The following is a 24,113-nucleotide window of genomic DNA, read 5'->3' on the forward strand; positions in this document are numbered from 1 at the left end:
TGTCGGGTCCGTTTATCGGAGTGAGACACCACCGACAGGAGGCAAGTCATGACAAGCCCCGCCACCACTCGTGTGCGCACCAGCGATTCGGACCTCGACGCTCAGAGCCCTGCCGCCGACCTGGTACGTGTGTACCTGAACGGGATCGGCCGTACCGCGCTGCTCACCGCTGCCGACGAGGTCGAGCTGGCCAAGCGCATCGAGGCGGGCCTCTACGCGCAGTACCTGCTGGAAACCGGCAAGCGACTGTCGGCGTCCCGCAAGCGTGATCTCGCGATCATCGTGCGCGACGGTCAGGCCGCCCGGTCTCACCTGCTGGAAGCCAACCTGCGTCTCGTTGTCTCGCTCGCCAAGCGTTACACCGGCCGCGGCATGCCGCTGCTGGACCTGATCCAAGAGGGCAACCTCGGGTTGATCCGCGCCATGGAGAAGTTCGACTACGCCAAGGGCTTCAAGTTCTCCACCTACGCCACCTGGTGGATCCGGCAGGCCATCACCCGCGGCATGGCCGACCAGAGCCGCACCATCCGGCTGCCCGTCCACCTCGTCGAGCAGGTGAACAAGCTGGCCAGGATCAAGCGTGAACTGCACCAGCAGCTGGGACGCGAGGCCACCGACGAGGAACTGGCCACCGAATCGGGCATCCCGGTCGACAAGATCTCCGATCTGCTCGACCACAGCCGCGACCCGGTGAGCCTGGACATGCCCGTCGGCAACGACGAAGAGGCCCCGCTGGGCGACTTCATCGAGGATTCCGAGGCCACCTCGGCGGAGTCCGCGGTCATCGCCGGTCTGCTGCACCACGATGTGCGCAGCGTGCTCGCCACCTTGGACGAGCGCGAACAGCAGGTCATCCGGCTGCGGTTCGGCCTGGACGACGGCCAGCCGCGCACGCTGGACCAGATCGGCAAGCTCTTCGGCCTGTCCCGCGAGCGGGTGCGCCAGATCGAGCGTGAAGTCATGGCGAAGCTGCGCAAGGGTGAGCGGGCCGACCGGCTCCGCGCCTACGCCAGCTGATCGTCTCCCGACGCCGGCCGCGTCGAGACAGCGCCGGCGTTCGGCTCGGTGACCCTTCCCGCCGGGGTCGCCTTCCCGCGCCGACCGGTCAGCGCGCGTGCCCGTCCCCTCCGGGTGTCGCGCGAGCCGGTCGGCGGTGTCGCACTCCCTTCGTGCGGTTCAGCTCTGGTCGACCGCGATGTCGTACTCGACGGTCTCACCTTCGACCGAAGTCACTGTCAGCGTCACACCGAGTGTGTCCTCGCCCGCGGTCAGCGTGCAGCGCATGGTCGTTCCTTCCTTGCCGGTGAGGTCGCCGGGGCAGTCGATCGCGTCGGGTTCCTGCCCCACCTTCTCGGTGAGCGAGTCCTTGACCGACTTCTCCAGGTCGGCCTCCTGAACCTTCGGCGTGCCGATGCTCACCGAACACGCGGTGAGCGCCGCCGCGAGCAGGGACAACAGGGCGAGGCTACGGGTCTTCACGGCGAGCCGGCCCTTCTTCTGGGACGAACGTGGCATCCCCAGATCGCAGTGGGCGCGATCGTCCGTTAGCGTGCCTCCCCTAGGTGACGTATGCGGGCCGACGGCTCAGCCGCGCCACGCTTCTGGCAAACCGTTCGCCCGGAAAGCTCACCCCAGCCGACGCGGACCCGTGTCGAAACGACTCGGCTCCGGGCCGATACGCCCACGGGCGTAAAGGATCTCCGCCGAGGTCGGCGAGGCCAGCACCGGGTCGAAGGACAGCTCTCGCATCTCCGGCAGATCGTCGAACAGGGCCGAAATGCGCTGAGCCAGTTCGGTCAGGGCCGCCTTGTCCACGCGTGGGCTCGCCGGAGTACCCGACAGCAGCGGTGCGGCTCGCGGCGCGTCGATCAGAGCCGTCGCCTCGTCGGCGGTCAGCGGCAGCGCGCGATAGGCCCGGTCCCCGAGCAACTCGATGATCAGACCGGACAGGCCGAACTCGATCACCGAACCGAACGAGGGATCGTCCTGCACGCGCAGGGTGCAGCCGACCCCCTTGGTCGCCATCTTCTGGATGTGCAGCACGGGATCACCGCACAACTCCGCCAGATCCGCGTATCCCTGCCGCACCGCTTCCGGCCGCCACAGATCGAGCCGGACACCGGTGAGATCCGGTCTGCGTCGCCACAGTTCGCCGGTCGCCTTGGCGGCCACCGGATAGCCGAGCTCCTCCGCGGCCGCGACCGCCTCCTCGGCATTGCGCACCTCCCGGAATTCCACGACCGAAATCCCGTAGCAGCCGAGCAGTTCCACCGTCTCCAGATCGGTGAGCCGGCGACCGCCCGACCCGGACATCCAGTCGGCCACCAACTGGCGGGCGCGATCGGTGTCGATACCCTGCGGCCGCACCACCGGCGACACGGGCTTGGTGCGCCATTCGGCATAGCGCCGGACCCGGGCCAAGGCCCTCGCCGCACGTTCGGGATCGGGATAAGACGGGATCGACCCGTGCACCGCCGCCGCGCCGGGACCGCGCACCGCGAGCAGATTCGGAATCCCTTGCTCGGCCACGAAGGTGGCGAGAATCGGCTTCCCCGCTTCGGGGACAGCGCCCGCCGCCGCCCGGATCGCGTCGGCGAAGCCGGCGGTCGGCAGCGGGACCGGGGGCGCGAAAACCACGATCACAGCATCGGTCTCGTCCGACCGCAGGGCCGCGACGAGCGCGTCCAGGTACGCGCCCGGCGTCGCCTGCGGCCCGAGGTTGACCGGCTCGGCGACCTCGAGCCCTTCGCTCTGGGCCGCGTCGACGGCCAGCCAGTTGAGCGCCGTACTGTTGCCGACGACGGTCAGCCGCGAGCCGCGCGGCAACGGCTGGTAACCGAGCAGGGCGGCGCAGTCGAACAGTTCGGAGATCGAGTCGACCTGGACGATGCCCGCTTGGGCGAACAGATCCCGCACGATCGAACGGTCCATGTCCTTCGCAGGCTGGGCGACCGAGCGGCCGCTGCTCACCGCGACGATCGGCTTGGTCCGGGCCACCCGGCGCGCGATCCGGGAGAACTTGCGCGGATTGCCGAAGCTCTCCAGATACAGCAGCACCACATCGGTGTCCGGGTCGCTGTCCCAGTACTGCAGCAGGTCGTTGCCGGAGACGTCGGCGCGATTACCCGCCGATACGAACGTCGACAACCCGAGATTGCGCGCCGCCGCCTCGCCGAGGATGGCCGCGCCCAAGGGCCCGGACTGGCAGAAGAATCCGATCCGGCCGCGCCCGGGCAGCACCGTGGCGAGTGTCGCGTTCATCGCGACCGCCGGGTCGGTGTTCGCGATGCCGAGCGCGCTCGGCCCGACCACGCGCATGCCGTGACCACGCGCGGCCGCCACCAGTTCGCGTTCGGCTGTCAGGCCCTCCTCTCCCGTCTCGCCGAAACCCGCGGTCAACACCACGAGCCCCTTGACCTTTTTGGCCATGCAGTCGTCGAGCACCGATCCGATAGCCGCGGGCGGCACCGCGACCACAGCGAGATCGACCTCGTCGGGAATTTCCCGGACCGTCGCGTATGCCCGCACCCCGCGCACCGACTTGCGGTTCGGGTTCACCGGGAACACCGGCCCCTGGAACAGGCCCGACAGCAGATTTGCCAGCACCGCACCGCCGACCCGGCCCGTCGCGGGCGTGGCCCCGATCACGGCGACCGACCGCGGTGTGAGCAAATTGCCCACGCTGCGCGCCTCCGAGGCGCGTTCGCGCGAATCACGCACCGACAGCAGCGCTTCGGTGGGATCGATGGCGAACTCGAGGTGCAGCACGGAGCCGTCCCTGCTGCGCTCGACCTGATAGCCCGCGTCACGGAACACGGTCACCATCACGGTGTTCTCCGCGAGCACCTCGGCGACGAACGTCTCGATCTTGTTCTCGGCGGCGGCGCCGGCGAGGTGCTCCAGCAGGATCGAGCCGAGCCCGCGTCCTTGATGCCCGTCGGCGACCACGAACGCGACCTCCGCCGCGCGCGGCCCGTCCCGCTCCAGCAGTTCGTAGCGGCCCACCGCCACGATTGCCTCGCCCAGCTCCAGTACCAGCCCGACCCGGTCGTGATAGTCGACATGCGTGGTGCGGTACAGGTCCTTCGGCGAAATCCGCGGATACGGGCCGAAATACCGCAGATATCTGGTGCGATCCGACAGCGCGCTGTGGAACTCCTGCAGCCGGTCGGCGTCGTCGGGTGTGATCGGCCGCAACCGGACGACGCCTCCGTCGGAGGCCAGAACGTCCGCGAACCAGTGCTGCGGCGGCGGAGGCGGGATCGCGGGAGTGTCCGAAGTATCGGGAAAGTCAGTCACGGGGGTCCTCCGGGTCCAGTCCCAGCAATCCGAAAGTCGCTCGGCGGGTGGCCAGCACGGCCATGTCGACGGCACGTTGGGCACGGTCGACCCGCGCGTCACCGGTCTCGCCGGTACCGCCGGGGCCGTCCCACGGACGGTAGGCGACGTCGCCGCCCTCGCCCATGGTGCGCGGCGGGTCGGACCGCGGCGCTGCCGCGCGGATCGTGTCGATCCAGTCCTGCGGTATCGGCGTCGCGGGGTCGACGGTGCGGTCCAGCGCGGTGGCCAGCAGATGGGTCCAGGCCCTCGGCACCACCCGGACCAGGCCGTACCCACCGCCGCCGACAGCCAGCCAGCGACCTTCGGCATAGCGATCGGCGAGGTCGCGCATGGCGCGGAAGGCCGCGCGCTGTCCGTCGACGGTGAGTTCCAGATCGGCCAGCGGGTCTTCCCGATGGGTGTCCACCCCGCACTGACTGACCACGATCTGCGGCCCGAACGCCGCTATCGCCCCCGGCACCACGGCGTGGAAACCGCGCAACCACTGCGCGTCCCGGGTGCCGGGCAGCAGCGGCAGGTTGATCGCGGTGCCCTCCCCCGCGCCGGCGCCGGTCTCCTCCGGCCACCCGGTGTTGGGCCACAGGGTGGCCGGATGCTGGTGCAGCGAGATGGTGAGCACCCGGGGGTCGGCGTAGAAGGCTCGTTGCACGCCGTCCCCGTGGTGCACGTCCACGTCGATGTAGGCGATCCGGTCGAAACCATGGTCCAGCAGCCAGGAGATGGCCACCGCCGGGTCGTTGTACACGCAGAAACCCGCGGCCGAATCGGCCATCGCGTGATGCATGCCACCGCCGATGCTCACCGCACGTCTGGTGCGCCCCTCCGCGATCGCCCTGGCCGCGGCCAGAGTGCCGCCGACGATCGTGGACGCGGCCTGGTGCATGCGCGGAAATACCGGATTGTCCGGGGAACCGAGGCCGTAGGGCGGCGCGGCCGGCGAACCCACCGGCGGCACGGCGCGTTCGACCGCGTCGAGGTAGTCGGGTGTGTGGATGCGCAGCAGATCCGGGCGGCCGGCCTCGGCGGGTTCGAGCAGTTCGACACCCTCGAGCAAGCCGAGGCTCCGCGCCAGCGCCATGGTGAACTTCAGACGCGCGGGCTGCATCGGATGCTCCGGTGTCCAGGCGTAATCCAGGAACCGCTCGGTCCAGACGACGGTCGCGGGCCGGGTCGATGCGGGCGGGATCGGCGTCCGCGGTTCGCCGCGCGGTGCAGTGGCCATGATCGCAACGCTAGCGGGAAGCAAGGAACCCCGCGAAACGTTCCTATGCAGTACAAATACAAGAAAGTACGCTCACGGCCGCCTGTCGTGCGCCGATCGGGTCGCCGCAATGCCGCCGGAGATGTCGTGCGCAGCGTGGAGCGACACGATCCGGCACACGGGGGTGCCGTCGTGCGTGGGTAGAATTCGTGCCGACGAAGGGGTAACAGGTGAAGGATCTGGTCGACACCACGGAGATGTATCTCCGTACCATCTACGACCTCGAGGAAGAGGGCGTGGTGCCCCTGCGCGCCCGGATCGCCGAGCGCCTCGAACAGAGCGGCCCCACCGTCAGCCAGACCGTCGCCCGGATGGAGCGGGACGGTCTGCTGCTGGTCGCCGGAGACCGTCACCTGGAGCTGACCGAGAAGGGGCGCAGCATGGCCGTCGCGGTCATGCGCAAGCACCGTCTGGCCGAACGCCTGCTCGTCGACATCATCGGCCTCGATTGGCAGAACGTGCACGCGGAGGCCTGTCGCTGGGAGCACGTCATGAGCGAGGACGTCGAGCGTCGCTTGGTCGAGGTGCTCAACCACCCCACCACCTCCCCGTATGGCAACCCCATCCCCGGACTGGACGAACTGGGCATCATTCCGCCCGCCGCCGCCGACGAGACGCTGCTGCGCCTGTCCGACCTGCCGCACGGCCAGCAGCACGCCGTCGTCGTGCGCAGGCTCGCCGAGCACATCCAGACCGACCCCGAGGTCATCGGCCGGTTGCGCGAGGCGGGCGTGGTCCCCGACGCCCGCGTCACGGTCGAGACGAAGTCCGGTTCGGTGGTCATCACCGTGCCGGGCCACGACGGCTTCGAACTGCCCGACGAGATGGCGCACGCCGTCCAGGTGAAGCTGGCCTGACACGTGAAACTTCTCGTCACAGGAGGCGCGGGGTACGTCGGCGGCGTCTGCGCCCAGGTGCTGCTGGAAGCCGGTCACGAGGTGGTCGTCGTCGACGATCTGTCCACCGGCAATGCCGACGGCGTCCCTTCCGCCGCCCGGTTCGTCCAGGGTGACGTGGCGGTCGCCGCACCCGCACTGCTGGCCGCCGAAGCCTTCGACGGCGTACTGCATTTCGCGGCGCAGTCGCTGGTCGGCGAGTCGGTGCAGCAGCCGGAGAAATACTGGCACGGCAATGTGGTGAAGACGTTCGAACTGCTGGAGGCCATGCGGCGCGCGGGCACGCGGCGACTGGTCTTCTCCTCCACCGCCGCGGTCTACGGGGAACCGGAACAGGTGCCGATCACCGAGGCCGCCCCTACCCGCCCGACCAACCCGTACGGCGCGTCGAAGCTGGCCATCGACCACGCGATCACCTCCTACGCGATCGCGCACGGACTGGCGGCGACCAGCCTGCGATATTTCAATGTCGCCGGGGCCTACGGCGGGCTCGGCGAGAACCGGGTGGTGGAAACGCATCTCATCCCCCTGGTGCTGCAGGTCGCTGCCGGGCACCGCAAGGCGATCTCCGTCTTCGGCACCGATTGGCCAACCCCCGACGGCACCGCGGTCCGCGACTACATTCACATCCGCGATCTCGCGCAGGCCCATCTGCTGGCCTTGGCGACCGCGGAAGCGGGTACCCACCGGATCTACAACCTCGGCAGCGGCACCGGATTCTCCGTTCGCGAGGTGATCTCGGCCTGCGAGCGCGTCACCGGCCTGCCGATCACCGCACAGGACGCGCCACGCCGCCCCGGCGACCCGGCGACGCTGATCGCGTCCAGCGAGCGCGCGATCGCCGAACTCGGGTGGCGGCCCGAGCACAACGATCTCGACGAGATCGTCACCGACGCTTGGGCTTTCCTTCAGTCGCTCGGCCCTCGCGCGCACAGCGCGAAGTAACCGGCATTCCCTTGCCCGAGTCGGCACCGCGCCGACTCGGGCCGCCGTGATCGCACCACCGCATCGGAGCCGGAACCGCCGCGACACCATGCGCCCGGCGGACAGGCGGCGCCTCGTGAAGTCGCTCGGCACCGGACCGCGCACCGCCGACTCGACACCGCCGACGCGCCTATCCGTTGTCACGACGACGGAGTGCCGAGGTCGACACCGAGACCGGCGGCGGTCCGATATCCGCTGTGCGCGAGGCGCCGCATCTGTTCCGGACGCATGCCCAGGCGCAGCGACGTGTCCAGCAGCAGGGCCATGGGATGTCCGGGATCCGCCTCCAGCGCGGCATCCAGCGCGATACCCGCTAGCGGTCCGTCGCCACGGACGTAGGCGCTGTACCCCAGCAGAGCGGCCGCCTCGGCACGATCCGTGCCGGACAGCGCGCGAGTCAGCGCCGCCCACACCGCCTCGGCCGTAGCGGCGTGATCGCCAACCGCCAAGGCGAACATCGTGTCCCGGACCGCCCGATCACGCAGGGCCGCAGCAAGTTCCGCCAGCTCAGGCGCCAGCAGCTCGGCACCAGAGGCGGTGTTGGCGATCTGCCACAGCACGTAGTCGAGCGCTTGCCTGCTGTACCCGATCGGATCACCGCGACGAGCGGCCACCGCGTAGCGTTCGCGGGCGCGCGCGACCGCGTCCGCCAGGTGCGCCGCCACCTCGGCCCGTGCGGTCGGCTCCGGTGCGACCAGATCGGTGAGCTCGGTGCGCGAACCGCGGATCGGCCTGCCGTCCAGCACATGGGTCAGCGTCACCAGGGAGGCTGCCGGGTCCCGCAGTACCCCGCCTCGTCGCGCTCCCGCCACCGTCCACCAGCGCTGTCCAGCGGCGATCGACCGCACCGCCCACACTCCGGCGAGCGAGATGTCACACGCCGCCAGTCGCCTGCCGAGCGAGCCGACCAGCACGTCGAAACGCCCCGCCGCGCATCCTGGTTGGTCGGCGCCGGCATCGGGCTCCACGGCGCGTTCGTCGACAACGACGGCCAGCACCTCGGCCGCCTCGTCGTGCGCGCAGATCCGCGCGATCGCGGACGCCAAGGTCGCGCCTCGTACGCGCCGACCGCTGGGCGAATCCAGATCGAACCGCACCACCGCGTCGACTATCGCGGCGCCGCCCGTCGCGCGCCGCAGGACGAGCACGACCACCGACCGTTCCGGGGTGAAGCCCAGCATCGCGGGCACGGCGGCGATCAATTCCGCCGGGTCGTCCACACACACGGCGTGATCCGCCGAATTCCGGAACGGCGGAGGATCGTCGCGGCAGAGGGCGGGGCGGGCCGGTCGCCCGGCGGTACATGGAGCTGCCTCTCCATCTGTCGAATCCGCAAAGAGTTGTGATGCAACCACTTCGGCAGACATGACCCGCACCGCAGCCGTTGCCGGGGTACTACGGGTCGATCGGGTGTTTCGGCCCGAGCCCAGCTGGAAGCCGTCGCCCTTGCCCGCGTATCCCGCATCGATCGGTTCGGATGAGGAAGTTGTCATGCATCGACTGTGCGGGGCGACGGTCACCGGCCCCGGACGCCGACCTGGCTGTTCAGCCACCCTGGGGAAAGGATTCGTGCTGTGCACGACTCGGCAGGCGCCACGCACGGACCGCGATTCGTGTCGGTGCCGCCTGCTACCGTGCCGACGCGACTCGCTATCTCTCGCGTACTTTGCGCACCGCGGTGGCGAACAGCGAATCCAGCGCGGCGATATCCGCTTGCCCCTCGGCGAAGGACATGTATGTCACCGTGATTCGCACATCACCGGACTGCGCGACGTGGGTGCGCATGGACTGGGTCAGCCGCGTACCACCCGACTCCGGCCGCACCGTTCTGCGCAGCGAGAGGGCGTCGTCGGCATCGATCGGCGGCGGCGACTCCAGCTCGGTCGTCACGGTGGTGGCGGCGCCAGCCCGGTTCACCCGCACCGATCCGCACTGTCCCAGCCGATCGCGCAGCGCCGCCAACGGCTCGCCGGTGCGGGTCAATTCGACGGTCAGCGTGGCGCGCGTGACGTCGTCCGTGCCGACCGCCATCGCGGTACGATCCGGTCCGAAGTCCTGATTCGGCGGCACACATCGGCTGGGCTGGACGTTCGCGCCGCGGCCCATGCCGTCCAGGTCGCCCGCCGCCTGGGCCACGGCCTCCTGCGGCAGCACCACCGCCGTGTACGGCGCCGGGAACTGAGCCGGATCCGGCAGCAGAGTCGGCAGTTCGGCGCTCACATGCCTGGTCACCGTCGTCGGCGCCGACGAGACCGGGCGCCCGGGTACCGTCGACCCGCATGCTGCCAGCAGCACCGCGTAGACCAGGGGTGCCACCACCCGGCCCAGCCGCATGCGCTTCGAATCCGCCACGGTCACCCGCCCACTGTGCCAAACTCCTGCTGTCCAGTCGGCGATGCCACGCCGCCGGGCCGGGAATGCGCGAGCCACCGATGCTGTTGCCTCGGAGTATGGGTCGGTGTCCGGCCGTGCGCGGTGACCGCCACGGTATGGGGGACAATGGGCAGTGGTCCCCGGTTCGGACGACTGTTCGGCTCGCGCCACCACCAGAGGTGGTGAACGAGCGGGCAGGCAATCACACTGGCGCGTGCGGTACGCGTCCGGGCCGCAGGAGCCGCGCAGGAAGGAGTACGCGATGGACTACGAGTCGCGAATGTACGAACTGGAGTTCCCCGCTCCGCAGCTGTCGTCCGCCGACGGCGCGGGCCCGGTCCTGGTGCACGGACTGGAAGGTTTCACCGACGCGGGGCATGCGGTGCGGCTGGCGACCACGCACCTGCGCGAGAGCCTCGAAAGCGAACTGGTCGCCTCCTTCGATGTGGACGAGCTGCTGGACTACCGGTCGCGGCGTCCGCTCATGACCTTCAAGACCGATCACTTCTCCGAGTACGCCGAACCGGAACTCAACCTCTGGGCATTACGCGACACCGCTGGGACGCCGTTCCTGTTGCTCTCGGGTCTGGAGCCGGACCTACGCTGGGAGAAGTTCACCACAGCGGTGCGGCTGCTCGCCGAACAGCTGGGCGTGCGCCGCAGCATCGGCCTGAGCGCCATTCCGATGGCGATTCCGCACACGCGCCCGCTCGGCGTCACCGCGCATTCCTCCAACCGCGACCTGATCTCCGACCATCAGCGGTGGCCGGGCGAACTCCAGGTGCCGGGCAGCGCGTCGTCGCTGCTGGAATTCCGCATGGCGCAGCACGGGCACGAGTCGGTCGGATTCTCGGTGCACGTGCCGCACTACCTGGCGCAGACCGCCTACCCGGAGGCCGCGCAGACGCTGCTGGAGAACGTCGCGGACAACGCGGGCCTGGAGTTCCCGCTGGCCGCGCTCGGTGAGGCCGCCGCCCGCGTACGCGAGCAGGTCAACGAGCACATCGCGGGCAACGTCGAGGTGGAGACCGTCGTGCACGCCTTGGAGCGGCAGTACGACAGCTTCGTGACCGCGCAGGAGCGGCAGTCGAGCCTGCTGGTCGGTGACGGCGAGTTGCCGAGCGGCGACGAGCTGGGCGCCGAGTTCGAGCGATTCCTTGCCGAGCAGAGCCGCAACAAGGACGAGGACGAACAGGACTGATCCACGCCGGGTCCCGATCGCCCCTGCACGCGTGCCCACCGGCGAGGCCGTAGGGTGGTCGGAGTGGATCTGACCGAACTGCTCGACATCCCGGGGACCGACGCCGATGCGCTCTACGAGTCGTTCGGGATGTGGGCCGCCGAGCAGGGCACCCCGCTCTACCCCGCGCAGGACGAGGCGCTGCTCGAGCTGGCCTCCGGATCCAACGTCATCCTCGCCACTCCAACCGGTTCCGGAAAATCGCTCGTCGCGGTCGGCGCACATCTTCTCGCCTTGACCCAGGGACTGCGCACCTACTACACCGCTCCGATCAAGGCGCTGGTGAGCGAGAAATTCTTCGCCCTCTGCGAGGTGTTCGGGGCCGAACGCGTCGGCATGGTCACCGGTGACGCCGCGGTGAATCCGGAGGCGCCGATCATCTGCGCGACGGCGGAGATCCTGGCCAATCTGGCGCTGCGTGAGGGCGCGGACGCCGCCGTCGGCCAGGTCGTGATGGACGAATTCCACTTCTACGCCGACCCCGACCGGGGATGGGCGTGGCAGGTCCCCCTGCTCGAGCTGCCCCGCGCCCAGTTCCTGCTCATGTCGGCCACGCTCGGCGAGGTCGACTTCTTCGCCCGTGACCTGGAGCGCAGGACCGGCCGCTCCACCGCCGTCGTCGCGGGCACCGAGCGCCCCGTGCCGCTGAGCTTCTCCTATGCCCGCACTCCGATCACCGAGACCCTCGAAGAGCTGGTCACCACCCATCAGGCCCCGGTGTACGTGGTGCACTTCACCCAGTCCGCCGCGCTCGAGCGGGCCCAGGCGCTGACGAGCGTGAATTTCGCGACGCGCGCCGAGAAGGACGCGATCGCCGACGCGCTGGGCGAGTTCCGGTTCGCCGCCGGGTTCGGCAAGACTCTGTCGCGACTGATCCGGCACGGCATCGGCGTGCATCACGCGGGCATGCTGCCGAAGTACCGCCGCCTGGTGGAGCGCCTCGCCCAGGAGGGCCTGCTGAAGGTGGTGTGCGGCACCGACACCCTCGGCGTCGGCATCAACGTGCCGATCCGCACCGTGCTGCTCACCGGGCTGACCAAGTTCGACGGCGTACGCACCCGCCGGCTCAAGGCGCGCGAGTTCCACCAGATCGCGGGCCGCGCCGGGCGGGCGGGTTACGACACCATGGGCACCGTCGTCGTGCAGGCTCCCGAACACGAGGTGGAGAACACCCGGCTGCTGGCCAAGGCGGGCGACGATCCGAAGAAGCAGCGCAAGGTGCAGCGGCGCAAACCGCCGGAAGGCTTCGTCTCCTGGAGCGAAGAGACCTTCGATCGCTTGGTCGCCGCGCAGCCGGAGCCGATGGTGTCGCGATTCGCGGTGACCAACGCCATGCTGCTGAACGTGATAGCCCGGCCGGGCAACTGCTTCACCGCCATGCGTCACCTGCTGGAGGACAACCACGAGCCGCGCCCCGCCCAGCGCAGGCACATCCTGCGCGCCATCCGGCTCTATCGCGCGCTGCGTGACGCCGGGGTGGTCCAGCAGCTGCCGGAACCCGACGAGCAGGGCCGCCGCGCCCGCCTGACCGTCGACCTGCAGCGTGATTTCGCCCTCGACCAGCCGCTGTCGCCGTTCGCGCTGGCCGCGCTGGACCTGCTGGACAAACAGTCCCCGAGTTATACCCTCGACGTGGTGTCACTCATCGAATCCACCCTCGAGGATCCGCGCCAGCTGCTGATGGCTCAGCAGCACAAGGCGCGCGGCGAGGCGATCGCGGAGATGAAGGCCGACGGCATCGACTACGACGAGCGGATGGAGCTGCTCGAAGAGGTCACCTGGCCAAAGCCCCTGGCCGAACTCATCGAACCGGCCTACGAGACCTACCGCGCCGGGCACCCGTGGGTGTCGGAGTTCGCACCCGCGCCGAAGTCGGTGGTCCGCGACATGATCGAACGCGCCATGACCTTCGCGGAGCTGATCTCCTTCTACGAGCTGGCCCGCTCCGAGGGCGTGGTGCTGCGCTATCTCGCCGACGCCTACCGTGCGCTGCGGCGCACCGTGCCCGACTCCGCGCGCACCGAGGAGCTCGACGACATCACCGAATGGCTCGGAGAGCTTGTGCGCCAAGTCGATTCGAGCCTGCTCGACGAATGGGAGCAGCTGACCAACCCCGGCGCGGAAACCGACGCCGACCAGGTCGCGTTCGGCGCGGAAACGGTGCGCCCGATCTCGGCCAACGAGCGCGCGTTCCGCGTCATGGTCCGCAACGCGATGTTCCGCCGCGTCGAACTGGCCGCGCTGCGGCGCTGGGGCGAGCTGGCCGAACTCGGCCCCGGCCCGGATTGGGCGGAGGCGTTCGCGGACTACTACGCGGAATACGAGCGGATCGGCACGGGCCCCGACGCACGGGGTCCGCAACTGTTCCAGGTGGAACGAAGACCCGGATTCTGGCACGTGCGGCAGGTGCTGGACGACCCGGCGGGCGACCATGGCTGGTCGATCGATGCGGTAGTCGATCTGGCCGAGTCCGACGCCGCGGGCGAGGTCGTCTTCGACGACGTCACCGTGTCCGCCGGCTGAGCCCGCATCGGCCATCGGTCCTGTATCCACGCAGGTCAGCAGCTCCGTCACGCCAGCACGACGGGGGTGCGCGACCACGTGGCGAACCCAGGTTTCGACGGATTCGTTTCTGGGTAGGGGCCGCTGATACTCTCTCCCCCGCTGCCCAAGCGAAAGATCAACTATGCCCGAATCGCCGTACCTTGTCATCCATCCCGAGCGTGTCCGCCGGAATTACCGCGCGCTCGACGCCGCCCTGTCCACGGGGACCGGCGCCGCGACGAGGATCCGCTTCGCCGTGAAGGCGAGCCCGGTGCCGGAGATCGTGCGCCTGCTGGAGGAGGAAGGCGCGGAATTCGACGTCGCCAGCATCGGTGAGATCGACCTGTGCCTCGGGCTGGGTGTGGCCCCGCAGCGGCTGTGCTACGGCAACCCGATCAAGAAAGCCGCGCACATCGCCCGCGCCTACGCCCTGGGGGTGCGGCGCTTCGCTTTCGACACCGAGGACGACCTGCTGCGGATCGCGGAGCACGCACCCGGCTCCGAGGTGGAGTGCCGCTTCCTCGCCTCCGCGCCGGAGTCGCGCACGCCGTTCGGCACGAAGTTCGGCTGCAGTCCGGGTGAGGCGTTGCGGCTGCTGGTCCGCGCCCGAGACCTCGGGCTGGTCGTGGCCGGGCCGTACTTCCACGTCGGCTCCCAGCAACTGGACCCCGCCGCGTGGCGGATCGGCATCGAGCAGGCGGGCCGGATCGCCGAGGCACTGGCCGACAAGGATATCTCCGTGCGCTCGGTGAACATCGGCGGCGGGCTACCGATCTCCTACGCCGACGCGGCGCCCGCGCTGGGCGAGATCGCCGCGGTGGTCAAGCACGCCGCGGCCGAATTCCTTTCCGGGACAACCGGGTTGGTCGTCGAACCGGGCCGAGCGCTGGTCGGTTCGGCGGGCACGATTCACGCCGAGGTGGTCGGCGTCCGCACCGCGCCGGACGGCCGGCGCTGGGTGTATCTCGACATCGGCCGCTACAACGGAATGGCCGAGACCGAGAACGAGTACATCGCCTACCGGTTCGTCACCGACCGCGACGGCGACCCCGTCGACGAGGCGGTGGTGGCCGGTCCGACCTGCGACGGCGACGATGTACTGTATCAACGCACGCGAGTCCTCCTACCGACCACGTTGCGAGCCGGTGATCGCGTTCGAATCCTCGACACCGGTGCCTATACCGCGAGTTATTCGTCGGTGTCCTTCAATGGTTTTCCGCCCTTGACCGTTCATGTCTCGGGCGCTGAGCGAGAGTGAGTTTGCCCATGACGGCGGAATTCACCGGTTGGCATGTGCTGGCCGAGTTCGGTGGTGTCGACGCAGATCTCTGCGACGATCTCGAACGACTCGAATCGGCGTTGCGTGAGTCTCTGATCGCGGCGGGCGTCACCATCTGCGATGTCGTACACAAGAAGTTCGAACCGCAGGGGGTGACCGTCCTCGCGCTGTTGTCGGAGTCCCACGCCTCGATTCACACTTATCCGGAGTCCGGCGACATCTTCGTCGACGTGTTCACCTGCGGCAGCATCGGCGCAGGCGCGTCGAAGGCGGTCGAGCTGCTGCGGGACGCGTTGGCTCCCAAGGATGTTCGCATGCAGGTCATTCGCAGGGGACACGGCAGCCAGCGGATCGAGGAGCCGGTGGGCGCGGGTCTGACCCGCATCTGGGACCTGCACGAGGTGATCGTCGACACTCACACCCCCTACCAGCACATGGTCATCGCGCGGACCGAGCAGGGCATCAGCCTGTTCTCCGACGACGACCGCCAGTCCACCGAGTTCTCCCAGCTCACCTACCACGAGGCGATGATGGTGCCCGCCTTCGCGCTGGCCGAGAAGCTGGACAAGGTGCTGATCATCGGTTCCGGGGAGGGCGTGGCCAGCCAGATGTCGGTCGCCGCGGGCGCCACCCTCGTCGACCACGTGGATATCGACCGGCTCGAGGTCGAACTGTGCGCCGAGCACCTGCCCTACGGCTACACCAGCGACGAGCTGGCCGCCGCCGTCGAGGGCGAAGGGCCGATCAAGGTGCACTACGCCGACGGCTGGGATTTCCTGGCCGAGGCCGAGCGGGCGGGCACCCGCTACGACGTCGTCGTGATCGACCTGCCGGATGAGCGTGTCGAGGACGCGCAGCACAACCGCCTCTACGAGGCGGAGTTCCTGTCCCGATGTCGTGCGCTGCTCGCGCCCGGCGGCGTGCTGTGCGCCCAGGCCGGTTGCGCGACCATGTGGCGCAACGAGACCTTGAAGCGGTCCTGGCAGCGTTTCCACGAGCAGTTCGGCACCGTCGTGCACTACGGCAGCGACGAGCACGAGTGGTCGTTCCTCTTCGGCCTGGTGGACGCGGTCGACGACCCGGTCGGCGGGATGACCGATCGCCTGGCGCTGCTGCCCTACAAGCCCGAGACCATCGACGCGCGGGCGCTGATGCGCGGCGCGATCGAACCGCACGCCCTGCGGGTCTAGGCGAGGGCGCCCGGATGCGCCGGTTCCGGCCGGAACCGGCGCATCCGGCGTTCGCCGGTCAGAGCCGCGCCGCGTCCGCGGGCGACGGCTGCGGCGGCGTCACTTGCGCCTTGCCGAGCACGTCTTGCAGCAGATCCGCCCTTGATCAGTCGCGCTTTCTGCCCGCGGGTGACGCCGTCGTCGGTCACTTCGGTATCGACGAAAGGCATGTCAACCCGCCCTTCCCGAGATGAATCCGCCGTCGACGGGGAGGATGTGTCCGGTCGTGAACTCCGCGTCGGCGAGATACAGCACAGCGGCGGTCGTTTCGGCGACTTCGCCGATGCGGTTCAACAGCGCGAGCCCGGCGGAGGCCGGCTCGTCTCCGTCGCCGAACAGCGGCGTGCGGATGATGCCGGGGGCGACCGCGTTGACCCGGATCCCGTCGGCGGCGAGTTCGGCGGCGAGGCTGGTGGTCAGTGCGTGGACGCCGCCCTTGCTGACCAAGGCCGCCGTGGCGGGCAACCCGGCGAGGGCATGATCGATCAGCACCGTGCCGATGTTCACGATGCTGCCGCCACGCCCCTGCGCCAGGAACCGCCGCACCGCGGCCTGCGTGGTGAAGTAGGTGCCTTTGAGGTTGCCGTTCAGGTAGCCGTCCAGGTCCTGTTCGGTGACGTCCACGAACGGTTTCGCCCCGAAGACGCCCGCGTTGTTGACCAGGACGTCCACGCCGCCGAACCGCTCTACGGCGACGGCGACCAAGGCGGCTCCGGTCGCGGCTGCCCCGATGTCACCCGCCACCGTGGCCACTCGCTGCGGCGCGTCCAGTTCGGCGGCCACCTGCGCCAGCTTCCTCTCGTCCCGGCCGTTGAGTACGACGTTATCGCCGCGCTCCACGAATGCCCGTGCGATGTCGCGACCGATCCCACTGGAGGAACCGGTCACGAGGACCGTCTTCGCCATTTCCATCCCTTCCATACGACCGGTCGTCTTGGAATGGGTAGCCGCGACGACCGGATGGGTGTATTGCCTGGAATCAAGGCAAGAAATAGTCGCCGAGCAAGCGATCCAGGCACTTGTGCAGCGGCGCGAGGGTCCGCTCCATCTTCATCCGGATCACCGCGCCCTCCCAGGACTCGAGCAGCAGATCGGCCAGTTCGCCCGCGTCGATGTCGGCGCGGATCGTGCCCAGGCGCTGCGCCTGCGCGAGTTGCTCGGCGACGCGATCGCGCCACGCGGTCCACGCCACCGACAGCGATTCCCGCAAGACGTCACTGCCTTCCAGCTCGCCCCCGAGGTTCGCGATGAGGCAGCCGCCCGTGAATTCGGCCGCCACGAAGTCGTCCATGAGCCGGGTGAAGAACGCCCGCAGACCACTCACCGGGTCCGGCGCCGCACCGAATGCCTCGGTCAGATTGCGCTGCACGCACACGGAGTGGTGCTCGATGATGGCGCGCCCGAAACTCTCCTTGCTGTCGAAGTAGTTGTAGAACGAACCCTTCGGCACGCCGACCTTGTCGAGGATCTGTTTGATCCCGGTGCCGTGGTATCCGTTCGTCAGGAACCCCGCCGCGCCCTCTTCGACGAGAAGCCGCCGAGTGTCCTCGCTGCGCCGGGGTCGTGCCATGCGCTCAATATACGACCGGTCGTCTTGGAATGGCAACGGCCGGACGTGGTCTACCCCGGGAACCCCACCCATCCGGGTCCGACCGAACCACCGGAGCTTTCCGGGCTTCGGCGCCACCGCGCGGACCGAGCGGCGAAGCCCAAGAGGTGCTCGGCGGCGAACCGATCCCGGTCCCAATCCACCGGATCCGCCGTCACGGTCCAGACATAGGTCCACACCGGAGCAGCGCGGCCCTCGATGCGCACCCGGCGCAAGTCGTACTCGTCGTCCTCGAAAGCGTCGAGGATCGCCCATTCCGCCGCGGTGAGGCCGCTCAGCAGGGCGCCGCGAGTGAGCCTTCGTGGCGCGGCGACCAGCCCCGGATAGAGCCGCCGCGGCAGCGCGGCAGCGCGCCATCCGGTGAGCTCGGCCGGTTCGAGGGACGGAACCCGCCCGAGCAGCGTCTCCAGCACCTCGGGGAATTGCAATGTGCCATAGGCGAACAGCACGTGGCCCGACCCGGACAGGCCGCTCAGCCGCCCCTCTCCCAGTGCCGCGGATTCCACTTCGCCGCTCCTCTCATCCCTCCACTGCGCCTTCAGAGGGCTCACATAGGCCGCTGAGCGCGGACGATGGCGGCCAGATATTCGTAGTCTTCGGCGCGCGCGCTGGAAGTACGGAAGACCAGGCCGATGGTGCGTCCGGGGGCGGGCGCCGAAAAGTGGGCGACATCCAATGTGCCGCGAGCGGTTTCCGTCGCGACGGCCATCTGCGGAATCAGGGTCACGCCGAGTCCTCCCGCGACGCACTGCACCACGGTGGACAGGGACGCGGCCCTGGTGTCGCCGACGGCGGCCGGGTGCACATCGGCCGAGCGGCACGCCTCCAAGGTCTGATCACGCAGGCAGTGACCCTCGTCCAGCAGCAGCAGCGGCTGCGCGTCCAGCACCGCCGCCGCGAGGTCGGTGCGCCCGGCCAGCTCGTGACCACGCGGCGTCACCAGCACGAATTCCTCGGAGTAGAGCGGGATCTCGACCAGCCCGGCCAGCTCGGTGGGCACCGCCAGCAGCGCGACGTCCAAGACGCCGGTGCGCAGCCCGTCCAGCAGCCGCGCGGTCTGGTCCTCGACGATCTGGGGACGCAATTCGGGCAGCCGCTTGCGCAGCTCCGGCAGCAATCCCGGCAGCACATACGGAGCGACCGTCGGGATGATGCCCATGCGCAGCGTGCCGCCGAGCCCATCCCCGGTCGCCGAGGCGACGAAGCGGTCGGCGGCCTCCAGCGTCGCCATCGCCTTGGGCAGCAAGCGCATTCCCGCTGCGGTCACCAGCACGCGCCGTGTGCTGCGCTCGATCAGCTGCAGCCCGAGCCCCTGTTCCAGAGCCGCGAGCGCCTGCGATAACGTGGGCTGACTCACACCGAGGCGAGCGGCCGCGGTGCCGAAATGGCGGTATTCCGCGATCGCCACGAACGCACGCAGCTGTGACAGGGTGGGCTGATAAGTCTGATCAGTCACGCCTATCAGTGTAGTGCGACTGATCACCTTTACCTTTCAGCGCCCCTTCGGCAAGATCCCCCCTGAGCTTTTCACCCGCGGTGTGAGTCCGGTCCGCGGCGGTGGCCTACGCAACCGCAAAGACCCCGCAATACCGCAGAACACAGTTGGCAACCCAATGACGAGGAGATGAGCATGGCCCTGCTGACCATCGGCGACCAATTCCCGGCATACAACCTCACCGCGGTCATCGGCGGTGACCTGTCGAAGGTCGACGCTCAGCAGCCCGACGACTACTTCACCCAGATCACCAGCGACGACCACGCGGGCAAGTGGCGGATCGTCTTCTTCTGGCCGAAGGACTTCACCTTCGTGTGCCCGACGGAGATCGCCGCGTTCGGCAAGCTCAACGAGGAGTTCGAGGACCGCGACGCGCAGGTGCTCGGCGCGTCGGTGGACAACGAGTTCGTGCACTTCCAGTGGCGCGCGCAGCACGAGGACCTCAAGACCCTCCCCTTCCCGATCCTGTCGGACCTCAAGCGCGAACTGGCCACGGCCACCGGTGTGCTCAACGCCGACGGCGTCGCCGACCGGGCCACCTTCATCGTCGACCCGAACAACGAGATCCAGTTCGTCTCGGTCACCGCGGGTTCGGTCGGCCGCAACGTCGACGAGGTCCTGCGCGTGCTGGACGCGCTGCAGTCCGACGAACTGTGCGCCTGCAACTGGAAGAAGGGCGACCCCACCATCAACGCCGCCGAGCTTCTGGCCGCCAGCGTCTGAACACCGTCGTCACCGTCACCCACACTGTCGAAACCGCCCTGGTCCCGCGTGGGGCCGCATCGAGTAGAGGAATCGCCGCATGAGCATTGAGAACCTGAAGAACTCCCTTCCCGAGTACGCCAAGGACCTCAAGCTCAACCTTTCATCCCTCGCGCGCACCACCGTGCTGAACGAGCAGCAGCTGTGGGGCACCCTGCTGGCGTCGGCGGCCGCGACCCGGTCGACGACCACGCTGCGCGAGATCGCCGAAGAAGCCGCCGGCGTGTTGTCGGCGGAGGCGTACAACGCCGCGCTCGGCGCCGCCTCGATCATGGGCATGAACAACGTGTTCTATCGGGGCAAGGCGTTCCTCGGCGGCCGCTACGACGATCTCCGGGCGGGGCTGCGCATGCAGATCATCGGCACGCCTGGCGTCGACAAGGCCGACTTCGAGCTCTGGTCGTTCGCGGTCTCCTCGATCAACGGCTGCGCGCACTGCCTCGAGGCGCATGAGCACACCCTGCGCGAAGCGGGCGTATCCCGTGAGGTGATCTTCGAATCGCTGCGCGCCGCCGCCATCGTGGCGGGTGTCGGCCAGGCGGTGCAGTCGACCGAGGCCCTCACCGCGGCCGCGATCTGATTTCGCCGGGAAAGAGGCCCCTGTCCTGCGGCGGGGGCCTCTTTCGCATTCCGATGTGATCCGGCCGACAGCTCGGCCCGCGGCATCCGGGTAGGCTCGGCGGGCATGAGCACACAGGTCGATGTGGTGCGAGTGTTCACCGACGCCGCCGGGCGATACGGCAACGAACTGGGCATCGCGCGGGCGGCCGACGTGGCCGCGGTCGATCGGCAGGCGCTGGCGGCCAAAGCCGGATACAGCGAGACCGTGGTGGTCGAGGAACCGGTGCACGACACCGTCGCGGTGCGGATCTACACCCCCACGATGGAGCTTCCCTTCGCGGGCCACCCGTCGGTCGGCACCGCGTGGTGGCTCGCGTCGCAGGGTATCCCGGTGCGGGTCCTGGATGTCCCCGCCGGCCCGGTGGCGGTGGAACTCACCGAGGGTCTGACCTGGATCACCGCTCGCGGCGAATGGGCGCCCGCGTTCACCTTCCATCAGCTCGAGGACACCGAGGAACTCGCGACCCTGCGACCGGACGAGTTCCCCGGCGGCCCGCACTACCTGTGGGCGTGGACCGACGAACACCGCGCCGCCCTGCGCTCACGCATGTTCGCTCCGACCATGGGGATCACCGAGGACGAGGCGACCGGGGCCGCTGCTGTGGCATTGACGGCGTTGCTGCGCAAGGGCCTGGTCATCACCCAGGGCAAAGGCTCGCAATTGTTCACCCGGTGGGATTCCGACGGATGGGTCCATCTGGGCGGTCGAGTCGTCCCCGACCAGCCGGTGGAAATCTAGGTTCCCTCAGGGCAGCGTCACACCCACGAGCGGATCGCCGCTGGGCGCGTCCGAACCGCCGTCCGGTTCCACACTCACCGCGAGTACCTCACCCGACCGGAAACCCGTGACGAACGGCCGGACGGTCGACGGCAGGTCGCTCAGTACCCCGGCCGATCGGGGCTGTCCGTCGGCCCCGACCAGCCACACCTGATACACCTGTCCCAGCGGCGGCGGCGCCACCCGGTCGAACACGACGACCGCGCGCCCGAGTTCGGGCGAAGCGTCCACTACGAGCAGACCGCCGCCGGCGAACGATCCGTTGACCGTCCGCGCCTCGGGATGCATGTGCTCTTGGTCGGCGGCGGCCGGATCGGATGGGTTGCTGATCAGTTGCGCGGTCAGCACGCTGCCACCGAACAGCAGGCACGCTGCGGCCGCGATCGGTACCGCCCAGCGCGTCGGCCGCCGCCACGTCGAAATACGCCGGATCGATCGAGCCGGGGGTTCGTCGGGCAGCGCGGCCAGGATGCGGCGTTCCAGCTCCGGCGGCGGCGCGAACTCGTCGAGCACGGCCAGCCGCCCCATGACGTCGCGCACCTGCCAGACGGTGTCGGAAAAAGCCTGTCGCACGTCCGGGTCCGCGGCGGCCAAGCGGGCATCGATATGCCTGCGCTCGATATCGGCCACCGCGTCCAGCGCGCACGGGTAGGCGAGGTCGATGAGGTCCGCCTCCGACCGCGGCGAGGTGTCAACCATCGGTGGATTCCCCGGACAAACACTTCTCCAATCTCTTCAGCCCGTCGCGGATGCGGGTCTTGATCGTGGGTAGCGGCACCGAGAGATGATCGGCGACCTCTCGGTAGGTCCACCCGCTGTAATAAGCCAGCGCGATCGCTTCGCGCTGGGTGGGGGTCAAGTTCTTCAAGCAGGCTGTCACCTGCTGCTCTTCGATACGCTGGGTCACCGATTCGGCGACGACGTCATGGTCGCGACCCAGGTGCTCGTGCGCGTAGACCAGGTCCCGGCTGGTGGCCGAACTCTCCGCGCGGACCCGGTCCACCGCCCGGCGATGGGCGAGCATCATCAGCCAGCCGACCGGGCTGGCCAGTGTGGCGTCGTAGCGGTCGGCCATCGACCACACCTGCAGGTAGACCTCCTGGGTCACCTCCTCCGCGGCGGCGTGACTGCGCAGGATCCGCACCGTCAGACCGAACACCCGCGGGCTGGTCAGCTGATAGAACTCGGTGAACGCGCCGCGGTCGCCCGCGCCCGCGGCGGCGAGCAGCGCCGCGAGTTCACGGCTCGCGCGGCCGGCCTGCGCCCGGTTGTAGCCGGTGGGCAGCGGGCACGCGAGCGCCGGGTCATCGGATTCCTCTCTTGTGCGCGCCGGATCACCGGGCCGTCGGAGTGAAGCAGAACCGTGTTCGTTGCTCATGGCCGAATCCCGTGCCTGCATGCACAGGGGTTCGGTATGCGCTGGGAACCGGATTGGTCCCCGGTCAGCGAATGATCACGGACAGCAGCATGTAGGCGGTCCCGGCATCCATCACCACGTGTGGCACCGCAGTCCACGGTTTCGCGGGACCGGTGAGCGCGGCCACACAGCCGCCGGAACGCACCAGCAGCCTCAGCGGCCCCGGCACGCGTGCGTGCGCCCAGCCGCCCCGGGCGGCGAAGGCGACCAGAAGCGCGTCGAGCAGGAACAGTCCGGCGAGACCGAGCGCGGGACCGGCGGCCGGGCCGCCCGCGTGCCCGGAGGACGTGTGGCCGGACATGGCGTAGAGCATCGCGGCGGCGGCCACGATGTGGTAGCCGAGCGGCACCAGCCGGCTGACCGGCAACGGCCGTCCCTGCGTGGCGTACTCGGCGGCGCGGATCGTCAGCAACCCGGCGAAGACCACGGCCATCGCCGTCAGCACCCCGCGCATCGCGTGCGGGCTCGCACCGGAGGGGAACAGCAGCATGCCGAGCATGACCAGGCACATCACCAGATGCGCCGCGTCGGACTCCGAGTGCCCGGCCGAAAGATCCTGCGGCGCGGAAGATTCCGGCAACCCTTCGGTGGCTTCGGCGGACGGTGTCGCGGGCGCCGTCACCCGGGACAGCACGATCGCCGCGGCGACCACGAACGCCGCTACCACCACCCACCGCACAGCGGCGTACTCCTGCACGAACTCCACTACACCCCACCACCTCTCAGCACGGCGACCACGGTCGTCGCCTCTCCATGCTCGCATCCCGAGACGGCCGGGGTGTCCTTTTCGATTGGCGCACAGCGTCGATCGACTGCGGCTACCGCGATCGACCAGCAATTTCCCCGGCAGAGCATCGATCCGATCGATCGAGGAACACGGTCGCCGCGCTATTCGCGAGATCGTCTGCCGCACAGATCTGCCACAACGTACGGCGGTCCGCGCGACGCACGACGGGCGGAGACGGTTCGGTACCGCGGCGAGCCGCAGTTCCCGATCACAGTGGGCTGCCGGTGCGGCGGGCGGCCCGGCAGCCGGGCGGGCACTCCGCCCATGATGGATCCATGCCCGACCAGACCGATCAGTACGGTATCCAGCCGGAGAGCGGTTTGCGCATCGTCGCCGACGACCTGACCGGCCCCGCGATCGCAGCCGCTGCTCACCGAGCAGCTCACCGAGATGGCCGCCCACTCACCCGCCGAGAACATGCATGCCTTGGACCGCGCGGCGCTGCGCCACCCGGACATCACATTCTGAGCGGGGCGGGACGGTGCGGCCCTCGCCGG

General features: G+C 69.2%; 23 protein-coding genes. 10 read left to right on the forward strand and 13 right to left on the reverse strand.

What is annotated here, in order from left to right; all coding sequences use genetic code 11:
- The first annotated feature begins 48 nt into the window (after window positions 1-48).
- Window positions 49-1,017 carry a sigma-70 family RNA polymerase sigma factor gene (locus NNI01S_RS16905; protein WP_063021056.1) on the forward strand — a complete coding sequence of 323 codons (969 nt, stop codon included), beginning with the start codon at window positions 49-51 and terminating at the stop codon, window positions 1,015-1,017.
- Window positions 1,018-1,176: 159 nt separating this feature from the next.
- Here the strand turns inward: NNI01S_RS16905 and NNI01S_RS16910 are convergent, their stop codons facing one another.
- The 3 genes from NNI01S_RS16910 to NNI01S_RS16920 form a co-directional block, all read right to left on the reverse strand.
- Complete coding sequence (locus NNI01S_RS16910; protein WP_063021058.1) at window positions 1,177-1,515, reverse strand: DUF4333 domain-containing protein; 339 nt, start codon at window positions 1,513-1,515, stop codon at window positions 1,177-1,179.
- Window positions 1,516-1,626: 111 nt separating this feature from the next.
- Window positions 1,627-4,299, reverse strand: coding sequence for a bifunctional acetate--CoA ligase family protein/GNAT family N-acetyltransferase (locus NNI01S_RS16915; RefSeq protein ID WP_063021060.1), 2,673 nt, complete (start codon window positions 4,297-4,299; stop codon window positions 1,627-1,629).
- Window positions 4,292-5,563, reverse strand: a complete 1,272-nt coding sequence (locus NNI01S_RS16920; protein WP_084488887.1) for an acetoin utilization protein AcuC — start codon at window positions 5,561-5,563, stop codon at window positions 4,292-4,294. Before NNI01S_RS16920 ends, NNI01S_RS16915 begins: the two co-directional genes overlap by 8 nt.
- A gap of 209 nt (window positions 5,564-5,772) precedes the next feature.
- On the opposite strand from NNI01S_RS16920, the gene NNI01S_RS16925 reads away from it, so the two are divergent.
- Window positions 5,773-6,459, forward strand: a complete 687-nt coding sequence (locus NNI01S_RS16925) for an iron-dependent transcriptional repressor DtxR (RefSeq protein ID WP_063021062.1) — start codon at window positions 5,773-5,775, stop codon at window positions 6,457-6,459.
- Window positions 6,460-6,462: 3 nt separating this feature from the next.
- Window positions 6,463-7,443, forward strand: coding sequence for a UDP-glucose 4-epimerase GalE (gene galE / locus NNI01S_RS16930; RefSeq protein WP_063021063.1), 981 nt, complete (start codon window positions 6,463-6,465; stop codon window positions 7,441-7,443).
- A gap of 179 nt (window positions 7,444-7,622) precedes the next feature.
- Here galE and NNI01S_RS16935 read toward each other — a convergent pair whose 3' ends face one another.
- Together NNI01S_RS16935 and NNI01S_RS16940 are read right to left on the reverse strand one after the other, a co-directional pair.
- Window positions 7,623-8,708: a DUF4192 domain-containing protein gene (locus tag NNI01S_RS16935; protein ID WP_063021064.1), complete on the reverse strand. Its 1,086-nt coding sequence runs from the start codon at window positions 8,706-8,708 to the stop codon at window positions 7,623-7,625.
- A 424-nt stretch (window positions 8,709-9,132) separates the two neighbouring features.
- The gene (locus NNI01S_RS16940; protein ID WP_245676222.1) at window positions 9,133-9,840 is read right to left on the reverse strand and encodes a sensor domain-containing protein; all 708 of its coding nucleotides are present in this window, start codon (window positions 9,838-9,840) and stop codon (window positions 9,133-9,135) included.
- Between the two features lie 277 nt (window positions 9,841-10,117).
- On the opposite strand from NNI01S_RS16940, the gene NNI01S_RS16945 reads away from it, so the two are divergent.
- The 4 genes from NNI01S_RS16945 to speD all read left to right on the forward strand — a co-directional run bounded on the left by NNI01S_RS16945 (window position 10,118) and on the right by speD (window position 16,108).
- A complete protein-coding gene (locus NNI01S_RS16945; RefSeq protein ID WP_063021212.1) occupies window positions 10,118-11,056 on the forward strand; it encodes a PAC2 family protein in 939 nt (312 codons plus the stop codon).
- 63 nt (window positions 11,057-11,119) lie between these two features.
- Window positions 11,120-13,618 carry a DEAD/DEAH box helicase gene (locus NNI01S_RS16950; RefSeq protein ID WP_063021065.1) on the forward strand — a complete coding sequence of 833 codons (2,499 nt, stop codon included), beginning with the start codon at window positions 11,120-11,122 and terminating at the stop codon, window positions 13,616-13,618.
- Window positions 13,619-13,781: 163 nt separating this feature from the next.
- On the forward strand, window positions 13,782-14,897 hold the full coding sequence (locus tag NNI01S_RS16955; protein WP_063021066.1) for a type III PLP-dependent enzyme: 1,116 nt from the start codon (window positions 13,782-13,784) through the stop codon (window positions 14,895-14,897).
- Window positions 14,898-14,905: 8 nt separating this feature from the next.
- Window positions 14,906-16,108: an adenosylmethionine decarboxylase gene (gene speD, locus NNI01S_RS16960; RefSeq protein ID WP_063021067.1), complete on the forward strand. Its 1,203-nt coding sequence runs from the start codon at window positions 14,906-14,908 to the stop codon at window positions 16,106-16,108.
- Here speD and NNI01S_RS16965 read toward each other — a convergent pair.
- The 5 genes from NNI01S_RS16965 to NNI01S_RS16985 all read right to left on the reverse strand — a co-directional run bounded on the left by NNI01S_RS16965 (window position 16,105) and on the right by NNI01S_RS16985 (window position 19,212).
- Window positions 16,105-16,317 (reverse strand): hypothetical protein, encoded by a 213-nt coding sequence (locus NNI01S_RS16965; protein ID WP_063021068.1) that lies wholly within the window; start codon window positions 16,315-16,317, stop codon window positions 16,105-16,107. The genes speD and NNI01S_RS16965 overlap by 4 nt on opposite strands.
- A gap of 1 nt (window position 16,318) precedes the next feature.
- Window positions 16,319-17,053 (reverse strand): SDR family NAD(P)-dependent oxidoreductase, encoded by a 735-nt coding sequence (locus NNI01S_RS16970; RefSeq protein WP_218019216.1) that lies wholly within the window; start codon window positions 17,051-17,053, stop codon window positions 16,319-16,321.
- A 73-nt stretch (window positions 17,054-17,126) separates the two neighbouring features.
- Window positions 17,127-17,717, reverse strand: a complete 591-nt coding sequence (locus NNI01S_RS16975; protein WP_063917520.1) for a TetR/AcrR family transcriptional regulator — start codon at window positions 17,715-17,717, stop codon at window positions 17,127-17,129.
- 50 nt (window positions 17,718-17,767) lie between these two features.
- Window positions 17,768-18,262 (reverse strand): gamma-glutamylcyclotransferase family protein, encoded by a 495-nt coding sequence (locus NNI01S_RS16980; protein ID WP_218019217.1) that lies wholly within the window; start codon window positions 18,260-18,262, stop codon window positions 17,768-17,770.
- Between the two features lie 41 nt (window positions 18,263-18,303).
- Window positions 18,304-19,212, reverse strand: coding sequence for a hydrogen peroxide-inducible genes activator (locus tag NNI01S_RS16985; protein WP_063021070.1), 909 nt, complete (start codon window positions 19,210-19,212; stop codon window positions 18,304-18,306).
- 174 nt (window positions 19,213-19,386) lie between these two features.
- Here NNI01S_RS16985 and NNI01S_RS16990 point away from each other — a divergent pair, with 174 nt between their 5' ends.
- From NNI01S_RS16990 to NNI01S_RS17000, 3 genes are all read left to right on the forward strand, one after another.
- Entirely contained in the window at window positions 19,387-19,974 is a 588-nt protein-coding gene (locus tag NNI01S_RS16990) for a peroxiredoxin (RefSeq protein ID WP_063021215.1), read from the forward strand.
- 79 nt (window positions 19,975-20,053) lie between these two features.
- Window positions 20,054-20,593, forward strand: a complete 540-nt coding sequence (ahpD, locus tag NNI01S_RS16995) for an alkylhydroperoxidase, AhpD family (protein WP_063021071.1) — start codon at window positions 20,054-20,056, stop codon at window positions 20,591-20,593.
- A gap of 105 nt (window positions 20,594-20,698) precedes the next feature.
- Window positions 20,699-21,373: a PhzF family phenazine biosynthesis protein gene (locus NNI01S_RS17000; RefSeq protein WP_063021072.1), complete on the forward strand. Its 675-nt coding sequence runs from the start codon at window positions 20,699-20,701 to the stop codon at window positions 21,371-21,373.
- A 6-nt stretch (window positions 21,374-21,379) separates the two neighbouring features.
- Here NNI01S_RS17000 and NNI01S_RS17005 read toward each other — a convergent pair whose 3' ends face one another.
- The 3 genes from NNI01S_RS17005 to NNI01S_RS17015 form a co-directional block, all read right to left on the reverse strand.
- The gene (locus NNI01S_RS17005) at window positions 21,380-22,111 is read right to left on the reverse strand and encodes an anti-sigma factor (protein ID WP_063021073.1); all 732 of its coding nucleotides are present in this window, start codon (window positions 22,109-22,111) and stop codon (window positions 21,380-21,382) included.
- Window positions 22,104-22,790, reverse strand: coding sequence for an ECF RNA polymerase sigma factor SigK (sigK, locus tag NNI01S_RS17010; protein ID WP_245676228.1), 687 nt, complete (start codon window positions 22,788-22,790; stop codon window positions 22,104-22,106). The genes NNI01S_RS17005 and sigK overlap by 8 nt, the downstream gene beginning before the upstream one ends.
- A 64-nt stretch (window positions 22,791-22,854) precedes the next feature.
- On the reverse strand, window positions 22,855-23,535 hold the full coding sequence (locus NNI01S_RS17015) for a DUF5134 domain-containing protein (protein WP_063021075.1): 681 nt from the start codon (window positions 23,533-23,535) through the stop codon (window positions 22,855-22,857).
- Window positions 23,536-24,113: the final 578 nt, after the last annotated feature.

The sequence above is a fragment of the Nocardia niwae NBRC 108934 = DSM 45340 genome (genome assembly GCF_001613465.1).
In the GTDB taxonomy this organism is placed as follows: domain Bacteria; phylum Actinomycetota; class Actinomycetes; order Mycobacteriales; family Mycobacteriaceae; genus Nocardia; species Nocardia niwae.